This is a genomic window from Terrabacter sp. R4-6 (genome assembly GCF_057529065.1).
The window spans coordinates 2,499,745-2,526,096 of sequence record NZ_CP197224.1; the positions used below are offsets into that span (position 1 = coordinate 2,499,745).

General features: G+C 71.2%; 28 protein-coding genes. 20 read left to right on the forward strand and 8 right to left on the reverse strand.

Annotation, left to right across the window (positions count from 1 at the left end; all coding sequences use genetic code 11):
* Positions 1 to 4: 4 nt before the first annotated feature.
* The 9 genes from ACSSS0_RS11680 to ACSSS0_RS11720 all read left to right on the forward strand — a co-directional run bounded on the left by ACSSS0_RS11680 (position 5) and on the right by ACSSS0_RS11720 (position 7,802).
* Complete coding sequence (locus tag ACSSS0_RS11680) at positions 5 to 1,009, forward strand: Gfo/Idh/MocA family protein (RefSeq protein WP_487228085.1); 1,005 nt, start codon at positions 5 to 7, stop codon at positions 1,007 to 1,009.
* Positions 1,010 to 1,113: 104 nt separating this feature from the next.
* Entirely contained in the window at positions 1,114 to 2,097 is a 984-nt protein-coding gene (locus ACSSS0_RS11685; RefSeq protein ID WP_487228086.1) for an alpha/beta fold hydrolase, read from the forward strand.
* Positions 2,098 to 2,420: 323 nt separating this feature from the next.
* Complete coding sequence (locus ACSSS0_RS11690; protein WP_487228087.1) at positions 2,421 to 2,927, forward strand: pyridoxamine 5'-phosphate oxidase family protein; 507 nt, start codon at positions 2,421 to 2,423, stop codon at positions 2,925 to 2,927.
* A 42-nt stretch (positions 2,928 to 2,969) separates the two neighbouring features.
* Positions 2,970 to 3,251: an ASCH domain-containing protein gene (locus ACSSS0_RS11695; RefSeq protein WP_487228088.1), complete on the forward strand. Its 282-nt coding sequence runs from the start codon at positions 2,970 to 2,972 to the stop codon at positions 3,249 to 3,251.
* A 347-nt stretch (positions 3,252 to 3,598) separates the two neighbouring features.
* Positions 3,599 to 3,757, forward strand: a complete 159-nt coding sequence (locus ACSSS0_RS11700; RefSeq protein ID WP_487228089.1) for a hypothetical protein — start codon at positions 3,599 to 3,601, stop codon at positions 3,755 to 3,757.
* 49 nt (positions 3,758 to 3,806) lie between these two features.
* Entirely contained in the window at positions 3,807 to 4,559 is a 753-nt protein-coding gene (locus ACSSS0_RS11705; protein ID WP_487228090.1) for a nucleotidyltransferase family protein, read from the forward strand.
* Positions 4,560 to 4,607: 48 nt separating this feature from the next.
* On the forward strand, positions 4,608 to 5,495 hold the full coding sequence (locus ACSSS0_RS11710; protein ID WP_487228091.1) for an AAA family ATPase: 888 nt from the start codon (positions 4,608 to 4,610) through the stop codon (positions 5,493 to 5,495).
* Complete coding sequence (locus ACSSS0_RS11715) at positions 5,492 to 6,628, forward strand: vWA domain-containing protein (protein WP_487228092.1); 1,137 nt, start codon at positions 5,492 to 5,494, stop codon at positions 6,626 to 6,628. Before ACSSS0_RS11710 ends, ACSSS0_RS11715 begins: the two co-directional genes overlap by 4 nt.
* A complete protein-coding gene (locus tag ACSSS0_RS11720; protein ID WP_487228093.1) occupies positions 6,621 to 7,802 on the forward strand; it encodes an XdhC family protein in 1,182 nt (393 codons plus the stop codon). The genes ACSSS0_RS11715 and ACSSS0_RS11720 overlap by 8 nt, the downstream gene beginning before the upstream one ends.
* A gap of 27 nt (positions 7,803 to 7,829) precedes the next feature.
* Here ACSSS0_RS11720 and ACSSS0_RS11725 read toward each other — a convergent pair whose 3' ends face one another.
* The 4 genes from ACSSS0_RS11725 to ACSSS0_RS11740 all read right to left on the reverse strand — a co-directional run bounded on the left by ACSSS0_RS11725 (position 7,830) and on the right by ACSSS0_RS11740 (position 10,564).
* Complete coding sequence (locus tag ACSSS0_RS11725) at positions 7,830 to 8,723, reverse strand: hypothetical protein (RefSeq protein ID WP_487228094.1); 894 nt, start codon at positions 8,721 to 8,723, stop codon at positions 7,830 to 7,832.
* Positions 8,724 to 8,779: 56 nt separating this feature from the next.
* Positions 8,780 to 9,307: an RNA polymerase sigma factor gene (locus ACSSS0_RS11730; protein ID WP_487228095.1), complete on the reverse strand. Its 528-nt coding sequence runs from the start codon at positions 9,305 to 9,307 to the stop codon at positions 8,780 to 8,782.
* A 192-nt stretch (positions 9,308 to 9,499) separates the two neighbouring features.
* A complete protein-coding gene (locus ACSSS0_RS11735; RefSeq protein WP_487228096.1) occupies positions 9,500 to 9,934 on the reverse strand; it encodes a DUF309 domain-containing protein in 435 nt (144 codons plus the stop codon).
* Between the two features lie 126 nt (positions 9,935 to 10,060).
* Positions 10,061 to 10,564: a PaaI family thioesterase gene (locus tag ACSSS0_RS11740; protein WP_487228097.1), complete on the reverse strand. Its 504-nt coding sequence runs from the start codon at positions 10,562 to 10,564 to the stop codon at positions 10,061 to 10,063.
* An 84-nt stretch (positions 10,565 to 10,648) separates the two neighbouring features.
* Here ACSSS0_RS11740 and ACSSS0_RS11745 point away from each other — a divergent pair, with 84 nt between their 5' ends.
* The 4 genes from ACSSS0_RS11745 (at position 10,649) to ACSSS0_RS11760 (ending at position 13,792) form a co-directional block, all read left to right on the forward strand.
* A complete protein-coding gene (locus ACSSS0_RS11745; RefSeq protein ID WP_487228098.1) occupies positions 10,649 to 11,386 on the forward strand; it encodes a FadR/GntR family transcriptional regulator in 738 nt (245 codons plus the stop codon).
* On the forward strand, positions 11,386 to 12,213 hold the full coding sequence (locus ACSSS0_RS11750; RefSeq protein WP_487228099.1) for a sterol desaturase family protein: 828 nt from the start codon (positions 11,386 to 11,388) through the stop codon (positions 12,211 to 12,213). Before ACSSS0_RS11745 ends, ACSSS0_RS11750 begins: the two co-directional genes overlap by 1 nt.
* Before the next feature lie 92 nt (positions 12,214 to 12,305).
* Positions 12,306 to 12,875 (forward strand): NADPH-dependent FMN reductase, encoded by a 570-nt coding sequence (locus tag ACSSS0_RS11755; protein ID WP_487228100.1) that lies wholly within the window; start codon positions 12,306 to 12,308, stop codon positions 12,873 to 12,875.
* A gap of 122 nt (positions 12,876 to 12,997) precedes the next feature.
* Positions 12,998 to 13,792, forward strand: coding sequence for a trypsin-like serine protease (locus ACSSS0_RS11760; protein WP_487228101.1), 795 nt, complete (start codon positions 12,998 to 13,000; stop codon positions 13,790 to 13,792).
* A gap of 157 nt (positions 13,793 to 13,949) precedes the next feature.
* Here ACSSS0_RS11760 and mgrA read toward each other — a convergent pair whose 3' ends face one another.
* Entirely contained in the window at positions 13,950 to 14,993 is a 1,044-nt protein-coding gene (mgrA, locus tag ACSSS0_RS11765) for an L-glyceraldehyde 3-phosphate reductase (RefSeq protein WP_487228102.1), read from the reverse strand.
* 229 nt (positions 14,994 to 15,222) lie between these two features.
* Here mgrA and ACSSS0_RS11770 point away from each other — a divergent pair, with 229 nt between their 5' ends.
* The 5 genes from ACSSS0_RS11770 to ACSSS0_RS11790 all read left to right on the forward strand — a co-directional run bounded on the left by ACSSS0_RS11770 (position 15,223) and on the right by ACSSS0_RS11790 (position 20,643).
* A complete protein-coding gene (locus ACSSS0_RS11770) occupies positions 15,223 to 15,750 on the forward strand; it encodes a (2Fe-2S)-binding protein (RefSeq protein WP_487228103.1) in 528 nt (175 codons plus the stop codon).
* Positions 15,747 to 18,233, forward strand: a complete 2,487-nt coding sequence (locus ACSSS0_RS11775; protein ID WP_487228104.1) for a xanthine dehydrogenase family protein molybdopterin-binding subunit — start codon at positions 15,747 to 15,749, stop codon at positions 18,231 to 18,233. The genes ACSSS0_RS11770 and ACSSS0_RS11775 overlap by 4 nt, the downstream gene beginning before the upstream one ends.
* Positions 18,230 to 19,087, forward strand: a complete 858-nt coding sequence (locus ACSSS0_RS11780; protein ID WP_487228105.1) for an FAD binding domain-containing protein — start codon at positions 18,230 to 18,232, stop codon at positions 19,085 to 19,087. The genes ACSSS0_RS11775 and ACSSS0_RS11780 overlap by 4 nt, the downstream gene beginning before the upstream one ends.
* Positions 19,088 to 19,094: 7 nt before the next feature.
* A complete protein-coding gene (locus ACSSS0_RS11785; protein ID WP_487228106.1) occupies positions 19,095 to 19,868 on the forward strand; it encodes an SRPBCC family protein in 774 nt (257 codons plus the stop codon).
* Positions 19,869 to 19,980: 112 nt separating this feature from the next.
* A complete protein-coding gene (locus tag ACSSS0_RS11790; protein ID WP_487228107.1) occupies positions 19,981 to 20,643 on the forward strand; it encodes an NAD(P)-dependent oxidoreductase in 663 nt (220 codons plus the stop codon).
* 210 nt (positions 20,644 to 20,853) lie between these two features.
* On the opposite strand, the gene ACSSS0_RS11795 is transcribed toward ACSSS0_RS11790, so the two are convergent.
* Positions 20,854 to 21,801, reverse strand: coding sequence for an ornithine cyclodeaminase family protein (locus ACSSS0_RS11795; protein ID WP_487228108.1), 948 nt, complete (start codon positions 21,799 to 21,801; stop codon positions 20,854 to 20,856).
* On the reverse strand, positions 21,802 to 22,131 hold the full coding sequence (locus ACSSS0_RS11800) for a hypothetical protein (RefSeq protein ID WP_487228109.1): 330 nt from the start codon (positions 22,129 to 22,131) through the stop codon (positions 21,802 to 21,804).
* A gap of 160 nt (positions 22,132 to 22,291) precedes the next feature.
* Between ACSSS0_RS11800 and ACSSS0_RS11805 the strand changes: the two genes are divergently transcribed.
* On the forward strand, positions 22,292 to 23,665 hold the full coding sequence (locus ACSSS0_RS11805; protein WP_487228110.1) for an L-serine ammonia-lyase: 1,374 nt from the start codon (positions 22,292 to 22,294) through the stop codon (positions 23,663 to 23,665).
* 118 nt (positions 23,666 to 23,783) lie between these two features.
* On the opposite strand, the gene ACSSS0_RS11810 is transcribed toward ACSSS0_RS11805, so the two are convergent.
* Complete coding sequence (locus ACSSS0_RS11810; protein ID WP_487228111.1) at positions 23,784 to 25,103, reverse strand: glycoside hydrolase family 1 protein; 1,320 nt, start codon at positions 25,101 to 25,103, stop codon at positions 23,784 to 23,786.
* 42 nt (positions 25,104 to 25,145) lie between these two features.
* Here ACSSS0_RS11810 and ACSSS0_RS11815 point away from each other — a divergent pair, with 42 nt between their 5' ends.
* A complete protein-coding gene (locus ACSSS0_RS11815) occupies positions 25,146 to 26,339 on the forward strand; it encodes a molybdopterin molybdotransferase MoeA (RefSeq protein WP_487228112.1) in 1,194 nt (397 codons plus the stop codon).
* Positions 26,340 to 26,352: the final 13 nt, after the last annotated feature.

Sequence of the window (26,352 nt, forward strand, 5' to 3'; positions counted from 1 at the left end):
CTCCATGAACGAGCTCGACACCTTGCGAGTCGCGGTGGTGGGCTGTGGCCGCCACGGCACGGCCTTGGCCCAAGCGGTAGCCCGTAGCGACACGATGCGACTGGTCGCTTGCGTCGATCCGGTGCTTGAGGCAGCCGAGAGAGCTTCACGAATGGGTGAGGCCCAGACATACGTGACCTTCGAGGACGCCGTTGCCCACGGCGAACCCGACGCAGTCCTCATCGCCACACCGCACCACCAGCTGGCACCGGTAGCCCTCTCGGCGATCCGGGCCGGCATGCACCTGCTCATCGAGAAGCCTATGGCGCTCAACGAGGCGCAGGCCCGCGAGATCGAGGTCGCCGCTAGAGCCGCTGGCGTTACATGCATGGTCGGCTACTCGTTCCGCTTCGGCATGGCCAGTCACGTCCACGACCTTCTGAGCCAAGGTGCGATCGGACAACTGCAAGCAATCTCGGGGGCCATCGGCACCGGACCGATGGACGACGACGATTGGAGGGCCGATCCTGCCGCCGGGGGCGGTGCCCTCCTCTACGTCGGATGCCACCTGATTGACCTTGCGCTGTGGTTCGTAGGCCAAGAGCCAAGGCATGTTTCGGCCACGGTCCGTCAACGGGCAGACCACGGCACCGACGACACATCGTCGATACTTCTCGACTTCGGTGAGGGACTCCTGGCTCAGTTCCTCGTCACCCAGTCGGCGCACCGATTCTTCTACGACCTTCGTGTTATCGGCAGCGCGGGCTCGATCACTCTCCGGGGCAACAACTTCGTGCAGTACGACGTCGAGATCAACAGCGATGTGCTTCCCGCCTATGGGGAGCCGACAACCATCCGGCCCGCTGTGCTGGGGGACCACATCACCATGATGCTCATGCCCGAACTTGCCGAGTTCGCCGACGCAATCCGCTGCCAGCGCCAACCTGCGGTAACAGCGGCGGACGGGCGCCGGGCTCTGAGGTTGCTCGACATCGCGCAACAGACGAGCAGCCCTATCAGCACTCAATGAGAAATTGGATCCCTCCCATCACGTCTTCCTCGTGATGGCCCAATCTCGTTGTGCTCGTTGGCCGCTGAGCTGTGACCACTCCGTCCTGAATTGGGGCATGACCCATGTTCCACAACCCAGTCATCCAGCTTTTCCGACACATCGCCACAGTTGCTGTCGTCATGGTCGGCGCCGTCGCCAGCGCGGCTGGCATGCTGCCTCCGGTGCTTGACGCGAAGGTCTCGGTTGTCGGCGTCGGGGGGACTGCCACAAGTGCAACAGTCACCGCCGGGGCCGTGGTCAAGACCTACAGGTATTCCACCGAAGACCCGTACCAGAATCTTGATGCCTACTACAACGACGCGTGGGTCGGTGGGTCCGCGCGGGCTGCCGTGGTCGTGATCCACGGTGGATCCTGGGCAAACGGGGACAAGGCCTCGTCCAGCAGCGTTTCGGCCAAGCTGTACGCCGAGGGCTTCGCGGTCTTCAACATCAACTACCGCCTGACCGCACCGCTCGGAAGTCACGTCGGAACACCGTGGCCGGCTCAACGCATCGACACTGAGCTCGCGGTGAGGTGGATCAAGGCCAACGCCAGCAAGTTCGGTGTCGACCCGGCACGCATTGCCCTCTATGGCTTTTCCTCGGGTGGACACGTGGCCCTTTCCGCGGCTGGCTACTACCGCAGCGTCCGGGCAGTGGTCTCCGTCTCGGGTGTGCTGCAGCCGCATCGCGTCATGAATATCGCCGTCCATGGCTCATCAGGCGTCGACGTGCGCACGCAGGCTGTCGTGGTGCTTTCGCAGTGGGCGAGCCTCGCCGTCCAGTGCCCGTATCTTGCCTGGGTAGAGTGCGGCCGACGCTGGACAACCTTCAAGCCCGAGACCTACTTCTCGCGGCTGTCCCCGCCGTTCTACGCAATCATGGGCGCCGCCGATCCCGTGGTCCCGCCGGGAACCATGACGGCGATCGACTATTGGGCCGATCGCGCAGGCCTGCCTCATGTGACCATCATGGTAGCCAACGCCGGTCACAGCGAAGCGGTGCTCACAGGGGACCAAGGGCGCTGGGCGGCAATGGTCACCTGGCTCAAAGCCCGAACCGCGTAACCCGACATGCAGCGACCGAGCAGCTTTCGAGAGGCTGGGCTCAGACGGCCAAGGTGCGAGGGTCACCCGGGCACATGACCGGACAGACGGTTCCCGACAGCCCGCTGTGCTGTGGTTGATGCTGCCGAGATTGCACCTCTGGTCCGAGCGCGGGTGAGAGCGGGCTAGAGACCTCGCCCGATTCGCGGCGGAATGGGCGTCGTGCCTTTCGCGTGTAGCTGGAGTCAGCACGGCAGTTGTGGGTGCGCATCGGCCGCGGTGTCTTGGCCGAGGACGACAGCGAATCTGCTGATCGCTGCTGGAGAGGCAGGGATACTCGGGACATGTATGTGCCGCCATCGGACCTGCAGGATGCCGTCGGCCACCGCCTACGGATCGCCACAGCGCTTCTCGACGACATTCAGTACATGACACTTGCCACCGCGGACGCGAGCGGCCGGCCGTGGGCATCGACCGTCTGGTTCTGCGCCGCCCTGCGCTCACCGTCGACGGATCGGCTCGACGTCGAGCTCATCTGGCTCTCGAGACCCGAGGCGCAGCATTCGATCAATCTCCGCGAGAGGCCCGAGGTGGGCATCAGCGTCTTCGACAGCAGGCAGCCGGCCGACACCGGGGAAGGGCTCCAGCTTGCGGCGCGCGCGGAGCAGGTGTCGGCCGACGAGCTCGAAGCGGCGTTGGCTGCATTCTCTACGGCGTCTGTGGCAGCTGGGGGCAACACTTGGTCGCTGCGCCAGGTGCAGGAGCCAGCCCCGCTGCGCGTCTACAGGGCACACCTCGACCGCGCCCTGCTGCTCGTCAACGGCTCGAGAGCCGAACTGCCCCTGCACTGAACGGAGCTGAGCGCTGACGGTGCGACGTAGCGTGTCGATGTGATGTTCAGTCGTGAACTACGAGACGCGGTCGCCCGCGGGGAGATCACCGTCACGATCCGTCGGTGGGACCGTCCGCAGGTCAAGGCCGGGGGCCGATACCGGACCGCGGGGGTCGTCATAGAGGTCGACTCCATGGAGGTCGTGCCCTTCTCCGCCGTGACGGACGAGGACGTGCGCGCCTCGGGCGAGACCGACCTCGAGGCTCTCCGTGACCGGGCGGCGCACTCGGGGCCGATCGACGACGACACCCTGGTCCATCGGATCGAGTTCCATGTCGTGTGACCGCGACGGGTCGCCACCGCTCCGTGACGACGGGGATGTCTCTGCCGCAGTCGGCCGCCCCCTCTCGCATGCTCCGCCACGCTCTGATCAGTGTGTTCCCGTGCGCACAGACATGGCGCCGTGGACGGCCCACATTGGGGAATCCGGAGTTCTCGTAGGACTGGAGGTGGACTCCGATGACCACCACGAATGGAAGCCAAAGTCCCTGTGGCACACAGTCCTTCACCGCAGGCGCCACGCCCGCAGCGGTGAAGCAGTATGGTCCGAGGCGATTCCGACGCCGTGCATCGATCGCACTGTTCGTCGCCGTGGCGGCTCTGGCAGTGCCGCACCAGTCCGCTGCGCTCATGCCCATCCCACCCGCGCCGGTCAGGTTCCCGATCGCGGACGTCGGGCACGCCATCCTGACGCTCGCCGAGCAGTACACGCAGGCGCCGTCCACCGACAAGGGTCCGCTCCACAACGAGATAAGGCTGCTCATCAACATGGGCCACGCGGCGATCTGAGCAACTCCGCCTCCGCAATCAGATGCATCCCGCCGGGTACGTTCCGGATGTGAGCGAGAGCGACACCGCACCCCACCCGGCTGCCGTGCATGGACGGGCGGCCCACGTACGCGGGCTCGTCCTTGCTGCGGGCGCCGGCAGGCGCATGGGCGGCCCGAAGGCTCTGGTTCGCCGCCACCCTGACGAGCCGACGCTCGTCGAGCGGGCTGTCTCCCTGCTTCACTCCGGCGGCTGCTCCGGCATCACCGTCGTCGTCGGTGCCGCTGCCGAGGAAGTCACTGCCATCGTCACCGCCCTAGGCCGCGACGTCGCTGTCGTCCCCTGCCCCGACTGGGACGAGGGCATGGGCGCCTCCCTCCGCGCCGGCCTCACGGCTCTCACTCGCTCCACCTACGAGGGCGAGGGCTGCGTCGACGCCGTGCTCGTCACCCTCGTCGACCTCCCGGACCTGACGCCCGAGGTCGTCGCCCGTGTGCTCGACGCCCCGGGCCATGTCGACAACGACCACTCGCCGCACTCCGACCCCGACGAGCACGCCGTCGAGCTGCCGAACCCTGCCGACACCCCAGCCCCCACCGGCCAGGAGCTCCGCGCAACCCTCCGCCGGGCGGCATACGGAGGCGTGCCCGGGCACCCGGCGCTCATCGGTCGCGACCACTGGGAGCAGGTCATCGCCTCGGCCAGCGGCGACCACGGCGCCCGCCACTACTTCCGCACCACAGCGCACGAGTTCGTCGAGTGTGGCGACCTCGCGACGGGCCGCGACGTCGACACCTCTGAAGAGCTCGACACGTCCCGCTGAAGAGGCCCTCCGCTTCCGCAAGCCCCGTCGATGAGTGATGCTCAGGGGATGGATCACCTGTTCACCAGTGCCGACGACGTCACGACCGCCCTCGGCGGCACGGGCTATCTCGCCGACGACGCGCTCGCGACGATCACCTTCCTCGCGACCCGGCTGAACCGGCCGATCCTGCTCGAGGGCGAGCCCGGCACCGGCAAGACCGCCCTCGCCGAGGGCCTCGCCCAGGCGCTCGACCTCAAGCTCATCCGCCTCCAGTGCTACGAGGGCATCGACGCGACGCAGGCCCTCTACGACTGGGACTTCCCGCGGCAGATCCTCCACCTGCGCACCGTCGAGGCCCTGTCCCGCGAGGAGCACCACGACGCCGAGGCACTCGAGGCCGAGCTCTTCGACGAGCGCTTCCTCCTCGCCCGCCCCGTGCTCCAGGCCCTCCGCGAAGCCCCGTGCGTCCTGCTCATCGACGAGATCGACCGCGCTGACGACGAGTTCGAGGCCTTCCTCCTCGAGGTGCTCAGCACGTGGCAGGTGACGATTCCCGAGCTCGGCACCATCGCTGCCCTAACCCCGCCGATCGTCGTCCTCACCTCCAACCGCACCCGCGAGCTGCACGACGCGCTCAAGCGCCGTTGCCTCTATCACTGGATCGACCACCCCGGCCTGGCCCGCGAGCTCGAGATCGTCCGCACCCGCCTCCCCGAGGTGAGCGCCGCACTCGCCGAGCAGATCGTCACCCTCGTCCAGCGCCTCCGCACGAGCGGCGAGCTCATCAAGCCCCCGGGCGTCGCCGAGACGCTCGACTGGGCGCGCGCCCTCGAGACCGTCGGCGCCACCCGTCTCGACGCCGAGGTCGCCGCCGCCACCCTCGGCGCCGCCCTGAAGTACCGCGAGGACTCCGAGAGGATCCGCGCCTCGCTCGACAAGCTGCTCACCGCATGACCCCGACCGCCGCGCGCCCGGCCCCAACCCCCACCGGCGAGCCCGACGTCGACGAGCTGCTCCTCGGCTTCGCCCGCGCCCTGCGTGCCGCCGGCGTCAACGTCACCGCCGACCGCGAGCGCACCTTCCTCGTCGCCACGGCGACCGTCGGCATGGGCGAGCGCGCGGGCGTCTACTGGGCCGGGCGCTCGACCCTCACGTCCACTCCCGCGGACTTCCCGGCATACGACGAGATCTTCGAGCGGTGGTTCGGCGGCGAGTCCATCCCGCAGGGGCGCCGCGTCGACATCCAGCGCCCGCCCGTGCGCCAGGCGCCGCTCGGCGACACCGAGGGGGAGGCCGGCGACGGCGAGGCCGACACGATCCAGGCCAAGGCGAGCGCGCAGGAGGTGCTGCGCCACCGTGACGTCGCGAGCCTCAACGCCGCCGACCGCGCCGCCGCCGCAAGGATGTTCGCGAGCCTCGACCCGCGCTCGCCGCTGCGCCGCGCCCGCCGCCACGTCCGCGCGAGTAGCGGCACCGTCGACGGCCCCGCCACGCTCCGCGAGCAGCTGCGCCGGATGGGCGAGCCCGGCCGCATCCACCACCGCCGCCGCGGCACCCGCCCGCGCCGCATCGTCCTGCTCATCGACGTCTCCGGCTCCATGAGCCCGTATGCCGACAGCCTCCTCCGCCTCGCCCACGTCTTCGTGCGCACGGTGCCCCACGTCGAGGTCTTCACCATGGGCACCCGCCTGACCCACGTGACCCGGGCGCTCACCGAGCGCGACCCCGACCGGGCGCTCGCCGCCGCCGGACGCGTCGTCCCCGACTGGTCGGGCGGCACCCGCCTCGGCGAGGCCATCGGCGCCTTCCTCGACCGCTGGGGTCGGCGGGGTATGGCCCGGGGCTCCGTCGTCGTTGTCTTCTCCGACGGCTGGGAACGCGAGGGTCCGGAGGTGCTCGGTGAGCAGATGCGCCGCCTGGGCGCCCTCTCGCACCGGGTCGTGTGGGCCAACCCGCACCGCGGGAAGGTCGGCTACGAGCCGGTGCAGCAGGGGATCGTTGCGGCCCTGCCGCACATCGACGACTTCGTCGCAGGGCACTCGCTCGCGGCGTTCGAGGAGCTGATCGAGGTGGTGGCCCGTGCGTGAGGTGATGGACGAGCTGATGCAGTGGTGGTCGGCCGGAGAGACCGTCGGCGTCGGCACCGTCGTCGGCACGTGGCGCTCGGCGCCGCGGCAGGCCGGCGCCTCGATGCTCGTCGGCCCCGGCGGCGAGGCCGTCGGCTCCGTCTCCGGTGGCTGTGTCGAGGGCGCCGTCTACGAGCTGAGCCAGGAGGTCGTCGAGACCGGCAAGCCCGTGCTCCAGCGCTACGGCGTCAGCGACGACGACGCGTATGCCGTCGGGCTGACCTGTGGGGGCATCCTCGACGTCTTCGTCGAGAAGGTGAACTGCGAGACCTTCCCCGAGCTCGGCGACGTCGCCGCCGACATCGCCGCTGGACGGCCCGTCGCCGTCGTCACCGTCATCGAGCACCCCGAGCCCACGTGGATCGGGCGCCGCGTCGTCGTGCACCCCGAGGCCGACGGGGCGGACGAAGGAGACGCCGACACCTCCGTGCTCGGCTCGCTCGGCAGCGGGCGCGCGGACGATGCCGTACGCGACGACGCCCGAGGCCTTCTCGCACAGGGCCGCTCGGCGATCCTCACCTACGGTCCCGACGGGGAGCGTCGCGGCGAGGGGATGCGGGTCTTCGTCGCCGCGCACGCGCCGAAGCCGCGGATGCTCGTCTTCGGGGCCATCGACTTCGCCGCCGCCGTCGCGCGGGTCGGCGGCTTCCTCGGCTACTACGTCACGGTCTGCGACGCCCGGCCCGTCTTCGCGACGAAGACGCGCTTCCCCGGCGCCGACGAGGTCGTCGTCAAGTGGCCGCACGACTACCTCCAGGCGGAGGTCGACGAGGGCCGCATCGACAGCCGCACCGTCATCGCCGTGCTCACCCACGACCCGAAGTTCGACGTGCCTCTGCTCGAGGTCGCGCTCCGGCTGCCCGAGGTCGCCTACATCGGCGCCATGGGCTCGCGGCGCACCCACGAGGACCGGCTCGAGCGGCTGCGAGAGGCCGGCCTCACCGACGACGAGCTCGCTCGGATGAGCTCACCGATCGGTCTCGACCTCGGCGCCCGCACGCCCGAGGAGACCGCCGTCTCGATCGCCGCCGAGATCATCGCGCTGCGCTGGGGCGGCGCCGGCGAGCGGCTCGCCGCGACCGAGGGCCCGATCCACCACCACCATCCCGCGCACGACACCCCGGTCGGGGAGTGACAGCGGCCCGACCGGAGTGCGTGGTGCTCAGTTGATCCGGATCCAGGTGTCGGTGGTGCCTCCGAGGCGTGCGCAGCTCCCGGCCGCCGACGTGGCGTCCATGGTCGCGTTGCGGGTGACGACCGACTCGTAGCGAGCCGTGCACGAAGGGGTGCTCGTCGGCGTGAAGACCAGCGACCCCGCACGCGTCACCGCGGCCTTGCCCGTCTGCGGCTGGTCCAGGGTGTCGAACGTGCGGACGGCGTAGTCGCCCGAGGGGTCGATGCTGAGGAGGGTGCCCGAGCCGCGGAGCAGCCACGTGCCGTAGACCTTCGCGACGTTCGGCAACGGTTGGGGCGCAGTGGTCGGCCACAGCAGCGCCAGGTCGGCACCTGCCGTCGAGACCGGCGAGACCCGCGTGAACTCCCACACCTCAGGAGCGCCGGTAGCCACCGGACCGGATGCTGCTTCGCAGCCAGGGCCGCTCTCCTCAGTCGGCGTGGCGCGAAGGCGGCCCTCGGGCGAGGTCGTCCCCTTCCACGTGACGTCGCAGGCCTGGGATCCGGCTCCCAAGCGCTGGATGAAGCCGTCCGGCGTACGGGTGTACGTGCTCGACGTCGCGCCTGAGTCGGTCTGTGCGTCGGGATCGTACGGCCGGTTGGACTGCGTCAGCCTGCCGTCGGCATGGAAGGTCCACAGCCAGCCGTCGTACGACCAGACCCCGGCGAGGTCGTTCGTGGTCACCGCTGTCGGGCCCGCTGGAACAGGCGGCGGCGGGGGATCACTGCGCAGAGCAAGGGCCCCGAGGACGACCCCGGTGACCGCGCAGGCGGCCACCGCTCCCTGGAAGATCCTGTTCCGCCGCTGCGTGCTCGCAGACCGCCTGACGGCGCGCTTCTGCTCGAGCTCTTCCTCGAGCCGGTTGATGTCCTGGGTTGTCATCTCGAGTCCCTCCCCATACGTCTGGAGCGCCTCGATCACCCTGCGCTCGATCGCATTCATCGTGAGTCCTCCAGTCGCGACTGCAGTGTGGCCAGAGCCCGATGGGCGTGACGCTTGACCGAGCCCACCCCGATCTCGAGGAGGTCTGCCGTCTCGCGCTCGCTGAGCTGGAGGTAGTAGCGGCAGGTGATGACCTCCCGCTGACGGCGTGGCAGCCTGCGCACCTGCTCCGCCAGCCGGCTCGCCTCGTCGCGCGCGACGACGTCGGTCGCCGCGTCGGTCCCGACCTGTTCGTCGACGGCTCGCATGACGAGCTGCGGCTGACTACGCCGCACGCTGTACAGCCGGCGCTGGTCCGAGCGGCACCGGTTGATGACACCTGCACGCAGGTAGGCCAGGGCCGAGGTCTCGTCCCGGGGAGGCCAGTGCCGGAAGAGCGACAGGTAGACGTCCTGCACCGCTTCCTCGGCCCGCTCCCGGTCACCGAGCAGGCAGTAGGCGAGCCGGACCAGCTCGACGCAGTGCGACCGGAAGAGCGTGGTCAGGACCTGCTCCCTCGTGCCCTGCGTCGTTGTCGACTCCATGCGGATCGCTCCCGTGACCACGTCCCACCTCCGACGAGTAGTCGGGCCTGTCATGGGAGAAGTCGCTCGTCCTCCTCGAAGGTTGACATGCTCGGTCGCCGGATTCCGGTCGTCGGCGAAAACGTCGGGCCGCCGCCGCCGGCCTGCGGTCGAGGCGCCGTCGCATCACGCCCCGGTGACGCCGTGGGTCCCCTACTTCGACGCGACCCGGTCGCGCGCGCAGGAGACGACGGCCGTGAGGTCGAGCCCGTAGGTGGGACCCTCGCTCGCGGCATACTGCTGGAGCCTGTCGACGCCGCGGTCGAGCAGCCGGTGAGCCCCGACCTCGTTGCCCCGAGCGGCGTGCGTCAGGGCGACGCAGAGCTGGGCGAGGCCCTGCCAGAGGTCACGCTCGTCATCGGGCCCGGCCTTCCAGCGGGCCTCGAGGACCTCGTGCGCCGAGAAGGGCCGCCCCTCCTCGACCAAGGCCTTGGCCGCGGCCAGGGTCTCGTGCGGCGGGAGTGGCTCCTCGGAGACCGGCTCGACGCCTTTGGCGCCGTAGGGCAGCGGTCGACCGAGAGCATCGCGGGGTCGCTCCTGGCGGGGTCGCCCGGCCCCGTCGCGGTCGCGGTCGCTCGCGCCGGTCACTGCAGGCTCCGCTGGACGTGACGTCGGGTGGGCAGCCTCATGCGTCCACCGTAGGCCCTCGCCCTGCGGTCCGGTCCTGCCCGACGACCCGGGCCGCGAAGGGGCGGCGGCGCGCAGGGCTAAAGCTCAGGCGCGCGGGCGCCAGCGCTTCCAGACGGCGGTGGCCTGCGCGCGCACCTTGCCGTCGAAGCGCAGCTCGACCTCGACCGTCATCTGCGGCTCGTCAGCCTTGGTGACGGTCGCGAAGAGCTCGACCTCGTCGTGCAGGGGAGCCGGTCGCAGGTAGCGCACGTCGAGCCCGGCCGTGACGTAGGAGAGGTCGGCGCCCGGCAGCGGCGGCCAGCCCCGGCGCTGGGCCTCGAGCATGACGGCGGCCGCGCTGTGGCAGTCGAGGACCGTGCCGATGATGCCGCCGTTGAGGTAGCCGAGGCCGTTGTCGTGCTCGGGCCACGGCATGAACGCCGCCGTCACGCCGCCCGCACCACCGCCGTCACCGATCGGGTAGCTCTTGAGCTGCAGCCCCTTCGGGTTGCCCTGCCCGCAGCCGAAGCACGGGAGGTTCGGGTAGAGGCGCTCCTGGATGCTGAGCGCATCGTCGGCGCAGGCGATGTCGACGTCGGTGTCCGGCATGCGCCCAACCTACAAGCGAGCTCCGCATCACGAATTGGTCCAACCTCTTGATGAGTTGACGTGCGCGGTGCCATCCTCGACGACATGAGTCAGAGCGGATTCACCCCCGTCGCCCGCCGGTCCGTGTCCGAGCAGGTCTTCACCGAGCTGCGCGACGCGATCCTCACCGGCCGCTTCGCCCCCGGCGACTCCCTGCCGCCGGAGCGCGAGCTCGCCGCCTCCTTCGCCGTCAACCGGCACGCCGTCCGCGAGGCCCTCCAGCGCCTCCAGGTCGCGGGCTTCGTCCGCGTCGTCCACGGCGGCGGCACCACGGTCCTCGACGTGCGCAGCAGCGCCGGCCTCGACCTGCTCGCCCACCTCGCCCGCTCGGGCGACGGGCTCGACCCGATGATCCTGCGCGACGGCCTCGAGATGCGACGCTGCATCGGCGTCGAGGCCTCCCGCCTCGCCGCGACCCGGGCGACCGAGCCGGCACGGGCGAGCGTCGTGGCGGCAGCGGCGGCATACGGCTGCCCCGACATCGACGACGCCGACCGCGACTTCTGGCTCGCCGTCGTCGAGGCGAGCGGCAACCTCACCTTCCGGCTCGCGCTCAACTCCCTCGTCCACGCCATCGACGGCAGCCCCGAGGTCATGGACGCGCTCCTCGCCGGCGACCGCGCCGACCTGCTCCCGCACGCGCCGCTCGCCGAGGCCATCGCGACCGGCGACGCCGCCGGGGCGGCGCGGCTCGCCGACGCGATCCTCACCCAGGCCGTTGACGTCTGGGCCTCGCTCACCGACGACGGGCGCACGCTCGACCCGGTGACCAAGGGGGCGTGATGGTCGACATCATCGTCACGGCGATCCCCTTCTTCATCGCCTTCATCGTCATCGAGGTGCTCTCGCTCTGGCTCGCGCCCGACGACGACGAGGTCGGCTACGAGGTCCGCGACACCGTCACGAGCCTCACCATGGGCATCGGCAGCGTCGGCGTCGGGATCGTCTACAAGGCAGCGCAGCTCGTCGTCTACGCCGCGCTGTATGCCGTGACGCCGCTCCGCCTCGACACCTCGCTGTGGTGGGTCTGGGTCGTCATCTTCTTCGCCGAGGACCTCGCCTACTACTGGTACCACCGCGCCCACCACGAGGTGCGGATCCTCTGGGCCAGCCACGTCGTGCACCACTCGAGCCAGCGCTACAACTTCTCGACGGCGCTGCGCCAGACGTGGACCCCCTTCGGCGGCATCCCGTTCTGGGCGCCGCTCGCGCTCCTCGGCGTGCCGGTGTGGGCGATCTTCCTCCAGCAGTCGATCTCGCTGCTCTACCAGTTCTTCCTCCACACCGAGCGCATCGGGAAGCTCTGGCGCCCAGTCGAGTACGTCATGAACACGCCCTCGCACCACCGCGTGCACCACGGCATGAACAGCCCCTACCTCGACCGCAACTACGGCGGCATCCTCGTCATCTGGGACCGCCTCTTCCGCTCCTTCGAGCCCGAGGGCGAGCGCGTCGTCTACGGCCTGACGAAGCAGCTGCGCACCTACAACCCGCTCGTCGTCGCCACCCACGAGTACGCCTCGATCTGGGCCGACGTCCGCGCCGCCCGCTCGTGGCGCGACCGCTGGGGCTTCGTCGTCCGCGGCCCGGGCTGGCGGCCCAACACCTGAGGTATGCCGTGTGGCCGGGTCCGTGACGGGCCGTGCCCTAGCCGCGGGCTCCCGGGAGGACGACACTGGAGGCCCCGAGCGAGGAGATCATCGTGAGCACGTACCAGGTCGGCTACTTCGTCGGCAGCCTGTCATCGACCTCGATCAACCGGACCCTGAGCACGGCGCTGGTCCGACTCGCGCCCTCGGACCTCGAGTTCACCGAGGTCCCGATCGGCAACCTGCCGCTCTACAGCCCGGACTTCGACAGCGACTACCCGGCCGAGGCCACGGCGCTCAAGGAGGCCATCGCCGCCTCGAGCGCCGTCCTCTTCGTGACGCCGGAGTACAACCGCTCGATCCCCGGCGCCCTGAAGAACGCCATCGACTGGGCCTCGCGCCCCTGGGGGCAGAACTCCTTCAACCACATGCCCGCCGCCGTCATCGGCGCCTCTCCCGGACAGATCGGCACGGCGCTCGCCCAGCAGAGCCTGCGGGCCGTGCTCAGCTTCTGCAACGCCCGCCAGATGACCTCACCCGAGGCCTACATCCGGCTCGAGCCCGGCGCGATCACCGACGACGGCGACGTGACGGACGAGTCGATGAAGCAGTTCCTCACCGACTTCATGCAGGAGTTCCGCGACCACGTCGAGCGCGTCCTCACGGTGCTGCCCCGCGCGTGAGGCACCCGGCCTCATATCCGTCGGACGAATAGGCCCACGCGGGCCGCCTGGCGGGTTACCGTGGCGAGACCTCGGGGAACGAGCTGCGCGCCGCGGCGCGCCCGCCCCCGAAAGGTCCACCCATGAAGAAGATCTGGTTCGCGCTCGTCGCGACCCTCGCCCTGGCGCTCGGGGCGTCAGCGCCCGCCGGCGCCGTCACCAACGGCACGCTCGACGGCAACGGTCACCCCTATGTCGGGCTCATGGTCGCCCAGGATGCCGACGGCAACCCGCTGTGGCGCTGCTCCGGCACCCTGCTCAGCTCCACCGTCTACCTCACCGCCGGCCACTGCACCGAGGCCCCCGCCGCCCACGTCGAGATCTGGTTCCAGGCGGACGTCGAGAGCGGGCGACCCGGCAACGGCTACCCGCTCAAGGGCCAGGTCGGTGGCACCCCGCACACCATCCCGTCCTACGACCCCGACGCCTTCTACCTCCACGACGTCGGCGTCGTCGTGCTCGACACCCCGATGACCATGTCGACCTACGGCGCGCTGCCCACGACCGACCAGCTCGACGCGCTCAAGCCGAGCCGCGCGACGACGTTCACCTCCGTCGGCTACGGCCTCCAGAAGGCCTTCCCCGACGCCGCCTCGTGGAAGGAGTCGGCGCTGCGCATCCGGATGGTCGCGCACCCGCACCTGCTCCAGATCAACACCGGTTTCACCGGACCCCAGTCGCTGCTGCTGTCCAACAACGCCAACACCGGCGGCACGTGCTTCGGTGACTCCGGCGGCCCGAACTTCCTCGGCACGAGCAACGTCGTCGCGGGCGTCACGTCCTTCGGCATCAACCCGACGTGCGGCGGCACCGGTGGCGTCTTCCGCACCGACCGGGCCGACGTCCTCGCGTTCGTCCAGGGCTACCTCGACGACTGACGTCCCGAGTGGGCCGCTGCTGCGGGAGCCCTTGCGTATGCCGTGTGCCCGGGTCCTCTACGTCAGTGCTCCGCCTGGCGGGGCACTGACGTAGAGGCCGGTGGCCGGGACCGCGGCGACGCGCGGTCCCGGCGACACGGCATACGACCCCCAGGGGTCAGTGGGCGCTGGAGGTCTTCCAGAGGTTGATGCCGCCCTCGACCGCGTGCTGGTCGATCGTGTCGAGCTCCTCCTGCGAGAAGTCGAGGTTGTCGAGCGAGCCGAGGCTGTCCTCGAGCTGGGCGACCGACGAGGCGCCGATGAGCACCGACGTGATGCGCTGGTCGCGCAGGATCCACGCGAGCGCCATCTGCGCGAGCGACTGGCCCCGCGACTGCGCCATCTCGTTGAGGGCGCGGATGTGCGTGAGGTTCTGCTCGGTCAGCAGGTCGGTCGAGAGCGACTTGTCCTGCGACGCACGCGAGCCCTCCGGCACGCCGCCCAGGTACTTGCTCGTGAGCATCCCCTGCGCGAGCGGGCTGAAGGCGATGCAGCCGACACCCTCCTCGCCGAGCACGTCGAGCAGGTCCTCCTCGACCCAGCGGTTGAGCATCGAGTAGCTCGGCTGGTGGATGAGCAGCGGCGTGCCGAGCTCGCGGAGGATGGCGACGGCCTCCTTGGTGCGGGGGCCCGAGTAGGAGGAGATGCCGGCATACAGCGCCTTGCCCTGGCGGACGGCCGTGTCGAGCGCGCCCATCGTCTCCTCGAGCGGCGTCGTCTCGTCGAAACGGTGGGAGTAGAAGATGTCGACGTAGTCGACGCCCATCCGGGCGAGGGACTGGTCGAGCGAGGACAGGACGTACTTGCGGCTGCCGCCGCCCTGGCCGTACGGGCCGGGCCACATGTCGTAGCCGGCCTTCGTCGACAGGATCAGCTCGTCGCGGTAGCGCTTGAAGTCCTGCGCGTAGATCGTGCCGAAGTTGCGCTCGGCGCTGCCGTAGGGCGGGCCGTAGTTGTTGGCGAGGTCGAAGTGCGTGACGCCGAGGTCGAAGGCGCGGCGCAGGGTCGCGCGCTGGCGGTCGAGGGGAACGTCGTCGCCGAAGTTGTGCCACAGCCCGAGCGAGACGGCCGGCAGGTCCAGCCCCGAACGGCCCGTCCGGCGGTAGGTCATGGAGTCGTAGCGGCTGCGGGAGGCCTGGTAGTCGTCGGCGTGAAGAGTCATGCGACCCAGTCTCGTCCCCATGCCGTATGCCGCCAAAAGCCGGGTCACGCTGTGGCCGCGGGGTCGGCCGGCTGGGGGATCGGATGCGGATGCTCCGGGGTTGCTCCGGGGAGGCTCTGCGGATGTGGAGGGTTCTTCCCGTTGCCCTTGTGCAGTAGTTGAACGCGAGTAAGACTGCGCGTGGGGAAGTCAACGATGTCAACTGCAGCGTGGCAGGAGGACCGACAGCATGACCCGAATCAACATGACCGTCGACGGGGTGAGCTACTCCGACGAGGTCGAGCCCAGGACCCTTCTGGTCCAGTACCTTCGCGAGAGCCTCGGTAAGACCGGAACCGTCATCGGATGCGACACGAGCAACTGCGGTGCCTGCACCGTGCACCTCGACGGCACGAGCGTGAAGTCGTGCAACGTCCTCGCCGTCCAGGCGGACGGCCACGAGGTGACGACGATCGAGGGGCTCGCCACGGACGGTGAGCTCCACCCGGTCCAGCAGGCCTTCCACGAGTGCCACGCCCTCCAGTGCGGCTACTGCACCCCCGGCATGATCATGCAGGCGTGTGACGTCCTCAAGGACAATCCCGACCCCAGCGAGCAGGAGATCCGCGAGGGTCTCGAGGGCAACCTCTGCCGCTGCACCGGCTACCACAACATCGTCAAGGCCGTGCAGCAGGCGGCCGGCGCCATGAGCGGCGCGGGCGCTGCCAGCTCCGCGAGCTCGGCAAGCTCGGCGAGCTCGCAGGCGGTGTCGTCATGACGATCACCGAGGACCGGGCGGCCGACGCCGCCACACCCGAGATCGGCAAGGCGCGCGCCCGCAAGGAGGACCAGCGCCTCATCACCGGCCGCACCCGGTGGACCGACAACATCCAGCTCCCCGGCATGCTGCACCTCGCCATGGTGCGCAGCCCCTTCGCCCACGCCACCATCACCGCCATCAACACCGACGAGGCGAGGAAGGCCCCGGGTGTCGTCGGGGTCGTCACCGGCGCGGACATCAAGGACGTGCAGGGCGCCATCGCCAACGCGTGGCCGCTCAACGCCGAGCAGAAGACACCGAACCACCTGCCCGTCGTCGTCGACCACGTCGCGTGTGCCGGCGAGATCGTCGCCGTCGTCGCCGCCCGCTCTGCAGCCGAGGCGCGAGACGCCGCCGAGCTCGTCGACGTCGACTACGACGAGCTGCCCGCGGTCCTCGACCTCAAGGAGGCCGTCAAGGACGAGGTGCTCGCGCACCCCGACCTCGGCACCAACACCTCCGCCGTGTGGACCCTCGACTCGGCCGCGCAGGGGTCGGGCACCGATGTCGAGGACGAGATCGCCGCCGCACGCAACGACGGCGTCGTCATCGAGCGCGAGTTCCGTCAGCAGCGGCTCATCCCCGCCTTCATGGAGCCGCGGTCGACGGTGTGCGACCCGACCGGCGAGCAGATGACGGTCTGGACCTCGACGCAGGTGCCGCACATCCTGCGCTTCCTCGTCGCCGCGACCACCGGCATCCCCGAGTCCAAGGTGCGGATCATCGCCCCCGACGTCGGCGGCGGCTTCGGCGGCAAGCTCCAGACGACGCCCGAGGAGTTCGCGACGATCGCCGTGGCCCGACGGCTCGGCAAGCCGTGCAAGTACACCGAGACCCGCAGCGAGTCCCTCCTCTCCGGACACCACGGGCGCGACCAGTGGCAGAAGCTGACGCTGAGCGCCCGCAAGGACGGCACCGTCACCGGCCTCAAGGTCGAGCTGCTCGCCGACCTCGGCGCCTACGTCGGCGTCGTCGGCGGCGGCGTGCCGGTGCTCGGCGCGTGGATGTTCAACTCCATCTACAAGTTCGCCGCCTACCACTTCACCGTGCGGACGCTGCTGACGAACAAGACGTGGGTCGACGCCTACCGCGGGGCCGGTCGCCCCGAGGCGACCTTCGCCATCGAACGCATGATGGACGAGCTCGCGGCCGAGCTCGGCCGCGACCCGCTCGAGGTCCGCGAGCAGAACTGGATCACGCACGACGAGTTCCCCTTCACCTCGGTCGCCGGCATGACGTACGACTCCGGCAACTACGAGGCCGCGACCGCCAAGGCCAAGGACCTCTTCGGCTACGACGAGCTGCGCGCCGAGCAGAAGCGCCGGCGTGAGAGCAACGACCCGGTCCAGCTCGGCATCGGCATCTCCACCTTCACCGAGATGTGCGGCCTCGCGCCGTCCCGCATCCTCGGCTCGCTCAACTACGGCGCCGGCGGCTGGGAGAGCGCCAGCATCCGGATGCTCGCCACCGGCAAGGTGGAGGTCCTCACGGGCGTCTCGCCGCACGGCCAGGGCCACGAGACGGCCTGGAGCCAGATCGTCGCGGACCGGCTCGGGGTCCCCTTCGAGGACGTCGAGGTGCTCCACGGCGACACCCAGATCTCGTCCAAGGGCATGGACACCTACGGCTCGCGCTCCCTCGTCGTGGGAGCCGAGGCCGTCGTCCGGGCCGCCGACAAGGTCATCGAGAAGGCCAAGGTCGTCGCAGCGCACCTGCTCGAGGCGAGCGTCGACGACATCGAGTTCACGGGCGGTCGCTTCGGCGTCAAGGGCACCGACAAGGGCGTCAGCATGCCTGAGGTCGCGCTCGCGACGTGGACCGGCCACAACCTGCCCGACGGCGTCGAGCCGAGCCTCGACTCCGACGCCACCTTCGACCCCGAGAACTTCTCCTTCCCCCACGGCACGCACCTGTGCGCCATGGAGGTCGACACGGAGACCGGGGCGACGTCGATGCGCAAGTACGTCTGCGTCGACGACATCGGCGTCATCATCAACCCGCTCATCGTCGAGGGACAGGTGCACGGCGGTCTCGTCCAGGGCATCGCGCAGGCCCTCTGGGAGGGCGCGGAGTACGACGACCAGGGCACGCTCGTGACCGGCTCGTTCGTCGACTACACCCTGCCGACGTCGGCCGACACGATCAGCTTCGTCACCGACCACACGACCTCGCCCTCGACCTACACCGCCCTGGGCACCAAGGGAGTCGGCGAGGCCGGCGCGATCGCCTCGACGCCCGCCGTCGTCAACGCGATCGTCGACGCGGTGCGACCGCTCGGCGTCGACGACGTCGTCATGCCGTGCACTCCCGAGCGCGTGTGGAAGGCCATCCAGGCCGGACGCGCGGTCTCGACGGAGGGTGACCGCGAGGCGCAGCCGCACTTCGACGAGGGCGTGCCCAACCAGGATCCCGGCGCCGCGACCGAAGGGAGCCAGGCATGATCCCCGCCCAGTTCGACTACCTCGCCCCCACGACCGTCCAGGAGGCCGTCGCGGCGCTCGCCGAGCACGGCGACGACGCCAAGGTGCTCGCGGGCGGCCAGTCGCTGCTGCCCATCCTGCGCATGCGCCTCAACGCGCCCGGGGTCGTCATCGACCTCGGCCGCATCTCCGAGCTGCAGGGCGTCAGCGAGGACGGTGACCACCTCGTCATCGGAGCCATGACGACGTATGCCGCCGTCCTGGCCTCCGAGGCCGTGTCGACCCATGCGGCCCTGCTGTCCAAGGCGATCCAGACCGTCGCCGACCCGCAGATCCGCCACCGCGGCACGATCGGCGGCGCGCTCGTGCACGCCGACCCGGCGGGTGACGTCGGCGCGCCGGCGCTCGCCCTCGAGGCCGAGCTCGTCATCGCGGGAGCGGACGGCTCGACCCGCACCGTCGCGGCGGAGGACTTCTTCGAGGACCTCTTCGCGACGGCCGTCGGCGAGGGCGAGCTGCTGACCCAGATCCGCGTCCCGAAGCACACGGGCTGGGGCGCGCACTACGAGAAGTTCGTCCGCGTCAGCCACCAGTGGTCGATCGTCGGCGTCGCGGCCACGGTGCGCAGCGAGGGCGGCTCGATCGCCGAGGCCCGCGTCGGTCTGACCAACATGGGCTCGACCCCGCTGCGCGCCCGCTCGGTAGAGGAGGCCCTCGTCGGGCAGCCCGCGACCGACGAGGCGGTCCGCGCGGCGGTCGCGTCCGTCACCGACGGCACCAACCCGCCGTCGGACCTCAACGGCGACTCCGACTACCGCAAGCACCTCGCCACGGTGCTGACGCGGCGCGCGGTCCTCGCCGCGGCAGGAGCGTGATGCCCGGATGGACCTGACGCACTCCTTCACCGTGCCGACCTCGGTCGACGACGCCTGGGCCCTCTTCATGGACCTCGAGCGCGTCGGCAGCTGCTTCCCCGGCGCGACCGTGACGGAGGTGACCGACGACGGCTTCTCCGGCACGGTCAAGGTCAAGCTCGGGCCGATCGCGCTCGTCTACTCCGGGTCGGGCTCGTTCGTCGAGCGCGACGACGCGGCGCACCACGCCGTCATCGAGGCCAAGGGCAAGGACAAGCGGGGCAACGGCACGGCCGGCGCGACCGTGACGATCACCCTGAGCCCCGACGGCGACGGCACCCGCGCCGACGTCGTCACCGACCTCGCCGTCACCGGCAAGCCGGCGCAGTTCGGCCGCGGCGTCATGCAGGACGTGTCCGACAAGCTGCTGGGCGCGTTCGTCGCGTGCATCGAGAAGCAGCTGACCGGTCCGGAGGCCGCTCCCGAGGCGGCGCCGGTGCCGGTGCCGGCCACGGCCGCTGCTGCAGCGGAGGCGCCATCCGGCGGCTTCGTCGAGACGGCGTCCGACGCGCTCGCAGCCGACACCGGCACGAGCCGTGCCGGCACGACGGCAGCCGCGCCCGCTCCGGCGGCGCACCAGCCGCCGCCCCCGCGCAGGGTCCCGGCCTCCGTCGAGGAGGACGCCCCCCTCGACCTCGGCTCGGCCGTGATGCCCGTGCTGGTCCAGCGGTATGCCGGTTACGCAGCGGCTGCCGCCATCGGGGTCGTCATCGGTTGGCTCATCGGTCGCCGAGGCGACTGACCCCAGCACGTGCAGCAGGCCCGGTCGCGCTCCCGGCCGGGCCTGCGGCATACGCAAGGGGTGCGATGGCGTTGGACCTGACGAGACCCCGTCCCCGAACCCCAGGAGAGTCATGTCCCGCGTCATCCTCATCGGCGGCCACGGCAAGGTCGCACTGCTCGCCGCCCCGCTGCTCGTCGCCGACGGTCACGACGTCACCTCGCTCGTGCGCAACCCGGACCACGTGGCCGACGTCGAGGCGACCGGTGCCACGGCAGCCGTGCTCGACGTCGAGCACGCCACGACCGAGCAGATCGCCGACCTCGTCCGCGGCAGCGACGTCGTCGTCTGGTCAGCGGGCGCCGGCGGTGGCAGTCCCGAGCGGACGTATGCCGTCGACCGCGACGCGGCGATCCGCTCGATGGACGCCGCGGGACAGGCCGGCGTCGGGCGCTACGTCATGGTGTCCTACTTCGGCGCCGGGCCAGACCACGGTGTCCCCGAGGACAACGGCTTCTACGCCTACGCCGAGGCGAAGGCGGCCGCGGACGAGCACCTCCAGGGCACCGACCTCGCGTGGACGATCCTGCGCCCGAGCGCCCTCACCACCGACGCGGCCACGGGTCACATCGAGACCGGCGAGGGCGTCGAGGCCGGCAAGGTCTCGCGTGACAACGTCGCCCACGTCATCCGCGCGGTCGTCGAGCACCCCGACACGACGGCCCGCCGCATCCTCCCCTTCAACGACGGCTACCAGCCCATCGACGAGGTCGTGGCGACCAGCCCCACAGCCTGACACCGCCCCCGCCCCTCAACTCGAGTGAGCGCCCCACCCCACTCGAGTGGCCTCGCCGTCACTCCCGCAACACCCGGTGTCGCCACCTCCCGTCGAGTGGCCCCGTCGTCACACCACCGGCCTGTGACGACGGGGCCACTCGACGGATGGGGAGGTGCCTCGGGTGGGAGAGCGGGGCCACTCGACTGGGACTGGGCGCTCACTCGAGGGTCAGGGGCGGGCGACGTGCTCGGCGATGACGAGGTCCTGCCACGCCATGCCGACGCTCTTGAAGACGTTCGGGCGGTCCGTCGCCCGCTCGACCCGGCCGAGCACGACCTCGGCGAGGGTGCGCACGTCGGCCCAGTCGATGGCGCCCTGCGCGGCGGCGAGGATGACGTCGCCCGCCTCGCGGTGCGCCGTGCCGATGTCCTCGACGACGACGAGCGAGCGCCCGAGCAGCGCCGACCCGAGCTCGCGGCGGTGCGGCTCGTGCGACCCGATGGCCACGACGCACGCGCCGTCGGCGACCCAGTCGTCGCCGAGCACGGGCGTCGCCGCCGACGTCGCGGTCACGACGACCTGCGCCCCGCGGACGGCGTCCTCGACCTCAGGGTCGTCGACGGTGAGCCCACGCGTGGTGAGCGCGTGCGTCGACGCGAGCCCCGAGATCCGCTGCGCGGTCGCACGCGCCGCGTCACCTCGTCGGCCGACCACAGTCACCGAGGTCGTATGCCGGATGGCGAGCAACGCCTCCGCGTGACCGAGCGCCTGGGGCCCGCTGCCGAAGATGACGGCCGACTCGACCTCGGAAGGGGCGAGCGCATCCATCGCGACGGCGGACACCGCCGGGGTGCGCAGCGACGTGACGGCCGTGCCGTCGACGAGCACCGACGGGGCGAGGGTGTCGGCGTCCATGAGGACGTAGACCGCCTGGATGCGGTCGAGACCACGCGCCGGGTTGCCCGGCGCGACGGTGAGCACCTTGACCCCGGCCGTGCGGCGGTTCGCCGACGGCATGACGAGGAGCTGGCCGTCACCGACCCCCGCGGCGAGCCGGGGCGGGTCCGACGCCGGGTCGAGACCGTCGGCGAGCTCGCGACGGATGAGCCGCCGGGCGCGGTCGGGCGAGAGGTTCCGGCGCACGGTGGCGGCGTCGACCCAGCGCGGCTGCTGCACTCAGCCCTCACCCGCGCTCGAGCGCGCGCGCTCGACCCGCGCCGGATCGCCGCCGGCGTCCGCGAGCGCCGCGAGGTGGGTGCGCAGCTGCTTGGCGAGCGACCACTGGGTGACCTCGTGGGTGATCGAGCGCACCCAACCCGGGTCGACGGCATACGCCAGCGTCAGCACGACAAGCGTGCCGTCGTCCTCCGCGTCGAAGCGCCACGCGACGGGCTCCGGGGTCACGTGCGGAGGCAGCCGGAGCGCCGGCTCGCCCACCGACGCGGCCAGCGCCCGCGCGACGGGCGGCGGGAGCGGGACGTGGACGTCGGCACTGACCTGGGGCACTCCTCGACTGTAGGTGCCGTGGCTGGGAGCTGCCCGTCCGGGAGGTCCCGGGGGCCGGAATCCACGCATGTGCGTGCCGGTGCCCCCGGGACGTAGGCTCGAGCGGATCGCCCACCACCCCGGGCGGCAGCCGTCAACGACGACACGAAGTCAGGACTCCATGGCGCTCAGCGTTTTCGATCTCTTCTCGGTCGGCATCGGGCCGTCGAGCTCGCACACCGTCGGCCCGATGCGGGCCGCCGCCCTCTTCGCGGAGCGGCTGCGCGACGAGGGAGTCATCGACCGGGTCGCACGCGTGCGCTCGCAGCTCTTCGGCTCGCTCGGCGCGACCGGACACGGGCACGGCAGCGACAAGGCCGTCCTCCTCGGTCTCACGGGGGAGCGGCCCGAGCTGTGCGACCCGCGCGCCGTCGAGGGGCGCCTCGCCGAGATCCGCGCGACGAAGCGCCTCCGCTTGCTCGGCGAGCACGAGATCGCCTTCATCGAGCTCGAGGACCTCACGCTGCACCGCCGCAAGACGCTGCCGCTGCACCCCAACGGCATGACGTTCACCGCGCTCGACGCCGACGGCGCGACCGTCGCCGAGCACACGTACTACTCCGTCGGCGGCGGCTTCGTCGTCGGAGAGGACGCCGACGGGTCGACGAAGATCGTCGAGGACTCGACCCCGGTCGCGCACCCCTTCCGCACCGGCGACGAGCTGCTCGCCCACTGCAAGGAGACGGGCAAGTCGATCGCCCGCATCATGCTCGAGAACGAGCTGTCGTGGCGCACCGAGCAGGAGGTCCGCGACGGCCTCCTCGAGATCTGGCGCGTCATGAAGGAGTGCGTGCGCAACGGCATCGCCACCGAGGGCGTGCTGCCCGGCGGCCTGCGCGTGCGGCGCCGCGCCCCCGAGCTCGCCCGCCGCCTCTCGCTCGAGGCCAACAGCGACGACCCCCTGCGCGGCATGGACTGGATCACCCTCTACGCGCTCGCCGTGAACGAGGAGAACGCCTCGGGTGGCCGCGTCGTCACCGCCCCGACCAACGGCGCGGCCGGGATCATCCCCGCGGTGCTGCACTACTACGCGAACTTCGTCAACGGCGCCGACCGGGACGGCATCGTCCGCTTCCTGCTCACCGCCGGCGCCATCGGCGTCATCTACAAGGAGACCGCCTCGATCTCCGGCGCCGAGGTCGGCTGCCAGGGCGAGGTCGGCTCGGCCTGCTCGATGGCGGCCGCCGCGATGGCCGCCGTCATGGGCGGCACGCCCGAGCAGGTCGAGAACGCCGCCGAGATCGGCATGGAGCACAACCTCGGCCTGACCTGCGACCCCGTCGGCGGCCTCGTGCAGATCCCGTGCATCGAGCGCAACGCCATCGCCTCCGTCAAGGCCATCACCGCGGCCCGCACCGCGCTGCGCGGCGACGGCTCGCACGTCGTCTCGCTCGACAAGGTCGTCAAGACGATGCGCGAGACGGGCCGTGACATGAAGGTGAAGTACAAGGAGACCGCGCGCGGCGGCCTCGCCGTCAACGTCATCGAGTGCTGACGCCGCGGCCCGGTGCGCGCCGAGCCACCCTGGGGGCACCGAGCCACCGGCTCACGGGTGGCGCGCGCCCGAGACGGTGGCTCGGACGGCTCCGGGTGGCGCGAACCGTTGCGGTTGTTCAGCGGCGGTGGGCCTCGACCCGGCTCACCGGGTAGTCCTGTCCCGCAACGTATCTCGCGTGCATGTCAGCCGTCGCACCGCCCTCGCGGACCATCTCGGCGAAGAACCGACCCGACTCGCGGACCGTGCGCTCCTGCGTCTCGTAGTCGAGGGCGACGAGGCCGAACCGCGGCCCCTCGCCCTCGTTCCACTCCCAGTTGTCGACGAAGCACCAGTGGTAGTAGCGCTCGACCGGAACGCCTTGGGCCCGAACGTCGCTCACGACCGAGAGGTGCTCCCAGAGGTAGCGCGAACGGAAGGCGTCGGCGGCGTCGCACGTGCCGTTCTCGGTGACCCAGACCGGGAGCCCGTAGGTCTCCCAGGCCCACCGCGCCGTCTCTCCCAGCCCGGCGGCATACACCTCCCAGCCGAGGTCGTTGACGGGGACGCCCGGCGGCGTGCCGTCGTCGAAGCGCGTCACCGTCGTCCGGGAGTAGTAGTTGAGACCGAAGAAGTCGGCGTAGCGCCCCGGCGTGATCCCGCCCGGCCGGCGCAGCGGCGCCGCGAACTCGCCGGTCGTCATCGCCCGCACGATCGCGTCCTGGAAGAGGTGGCGCATGACGGGCGTCAGCGCTCGGTGCCACGGGTTGCGCGGGTTGCCCGGCCGGAAGAGCCGCAGGTGGTGGGCGACCCCGACCATCGTGTCCGGCGCGGGTCGCAGTGCGTGGATGAGGGCGTACGCCCGGATGTGCGCGGCCGCGAGCACGCCGTAGACCCGCATGCCCTCGCGGAGGCTCCGGTGGCCCGGCGGGAAGTCGCCGAACACGTGGGCGCCGGTGACGTAGACGTTCGGCTCGTTGATCGTCACCCACTCCGCGACGAGGTCGCCGAGCCGCGTCACGACCTCGGCGACGAACCGCTCCCACACCCAGAGCGCGCCGGGTGCGAGCCACCCGCCGTCGCGCTCGAACCACAGCGGGTGGCTGAAGTGGTGCAGCGTCACGAGAGGGCGGATCCCCCTGTCGCGCAGCAGCTCCAGCTCCTCGCGATAGCGGGCGAAGGCTGCGTCGTCCCAACCGCCGGGGCGCGGCTCGAGACGGGCCCACTCGACGCTCATCCGATAGACCTGCACGCCGAGCGAGGCCATCAGCTCGGTGTCCTCGCGCCACCGTCGCCAGTGGTCGGTCGCGCGCCGCGGGCTGGAGCCGTCGGCGATGGTGCCCGGTCGGTCGGCCCAGTCGCTCCAGCTGCTGTCGACGTCGCCACCCTCGACCTGCGTGGCGGCGGTCGCGACGCCGAGCAGCACCCCGTCGAGCCGGAAGCCGTCAGCGGTCGCCATGCGGCTCAACGTACCGGCACCCGATGCGACAGACTGGCGCGCGTGGGTCACGTCTCCGTCGCCGATCACCGGGCCGCCGTCGCGCGGCTCCTCGGCGACGGCCCGACCGAGACCGTGACGCTCGACCGGCACGCCGCCGGCCGCCGGCTCGCCGCCGACCTCGTCGCGGCCGACGACCTCCCGCGCTTCGACGCGTCCGCCATGGACGGGTATGCCGTGTGCCCGGGTGCGCCGGACCAGCGCGCCTTCCCCGTGGTCGGGGACGTGCCCGCCGGGTCGGCCCCCGACTTCGTGCTGGCGCCGGGCGAGGCGGCCCGGGTCATGACCGGAGCGCGGGTACCGCTGGGCACCGTCGCCGTCGTCCCGGTCGAGCGCACCGACGCGAGCCCCACCGGGCCCGCGCCGTCGCGGGTGCTCGTCGACCTCGATGCCGCACCGGGCCAGCACGTCCGTCCCCGTGGTGAGGACGTGACGGCCGGGTCGGTCATCGCGTCCGCCGGCACCGCCGTGACGGCCGCGCTCATCGCCCTGGGCCGCTCGGCCGGGTGCACGACGGTCGAGGTCCACGTGCCGACCCGGGTCGCGGTCATCGCGACCGGCGCAGAGCTCGCCCCGCCGGACGCCGACCCCGGCGCGGGAGGCATCCACGAGTCCAACTCCGACATGGTCGCCGCGCTCGCCGAGGCCGCGGGCTGCGAGGTGCGGCACGTCGACGTCTGCTCCGACGAGCCCGGCGACCTGCGCGCCCTGCTCGACGGGCTCGACGCCGACCCCGCCGTCGACCTCGTCGTCACGACCGGTGGCGTCAGCGCCGGCGCCTACGAGGTCGTGCGTCAGGTCTGCGAGCCGCTGCCGACCTTCGACTTCGTCCATCTCGCGATGCAGCCCGGCGGTCCGCAGGGCCTCGGCCGCTACGGGTCCACGCCGGTCGTCTGCCTGCCGGGGACGCCGGTCGGCGCGTTCGTCGCCTTCCACGTGCTCGTGCGTCCGGCCCTCGACCGACGCCACGGGGTGCCGGCGACGCGACCCGGCCGGGCGGCATACGTCGGCAGGACGCGTCGCACGCGCGCAGGGCGCGTCCAGTTCGTCACGAGCGTGCTCCACGACGACGGCACCGTCAGCGCGCCCGACGCCCGCCACCTCACGGCGCTCGCCGCGGCCACCTGCCTCATCGAGGTGCCCGAGGGCGTCGACCAGCTCATCGAGGGCGACCTCGTCGTCGTCCACCCGGTGTGAACGAGGCACCCGC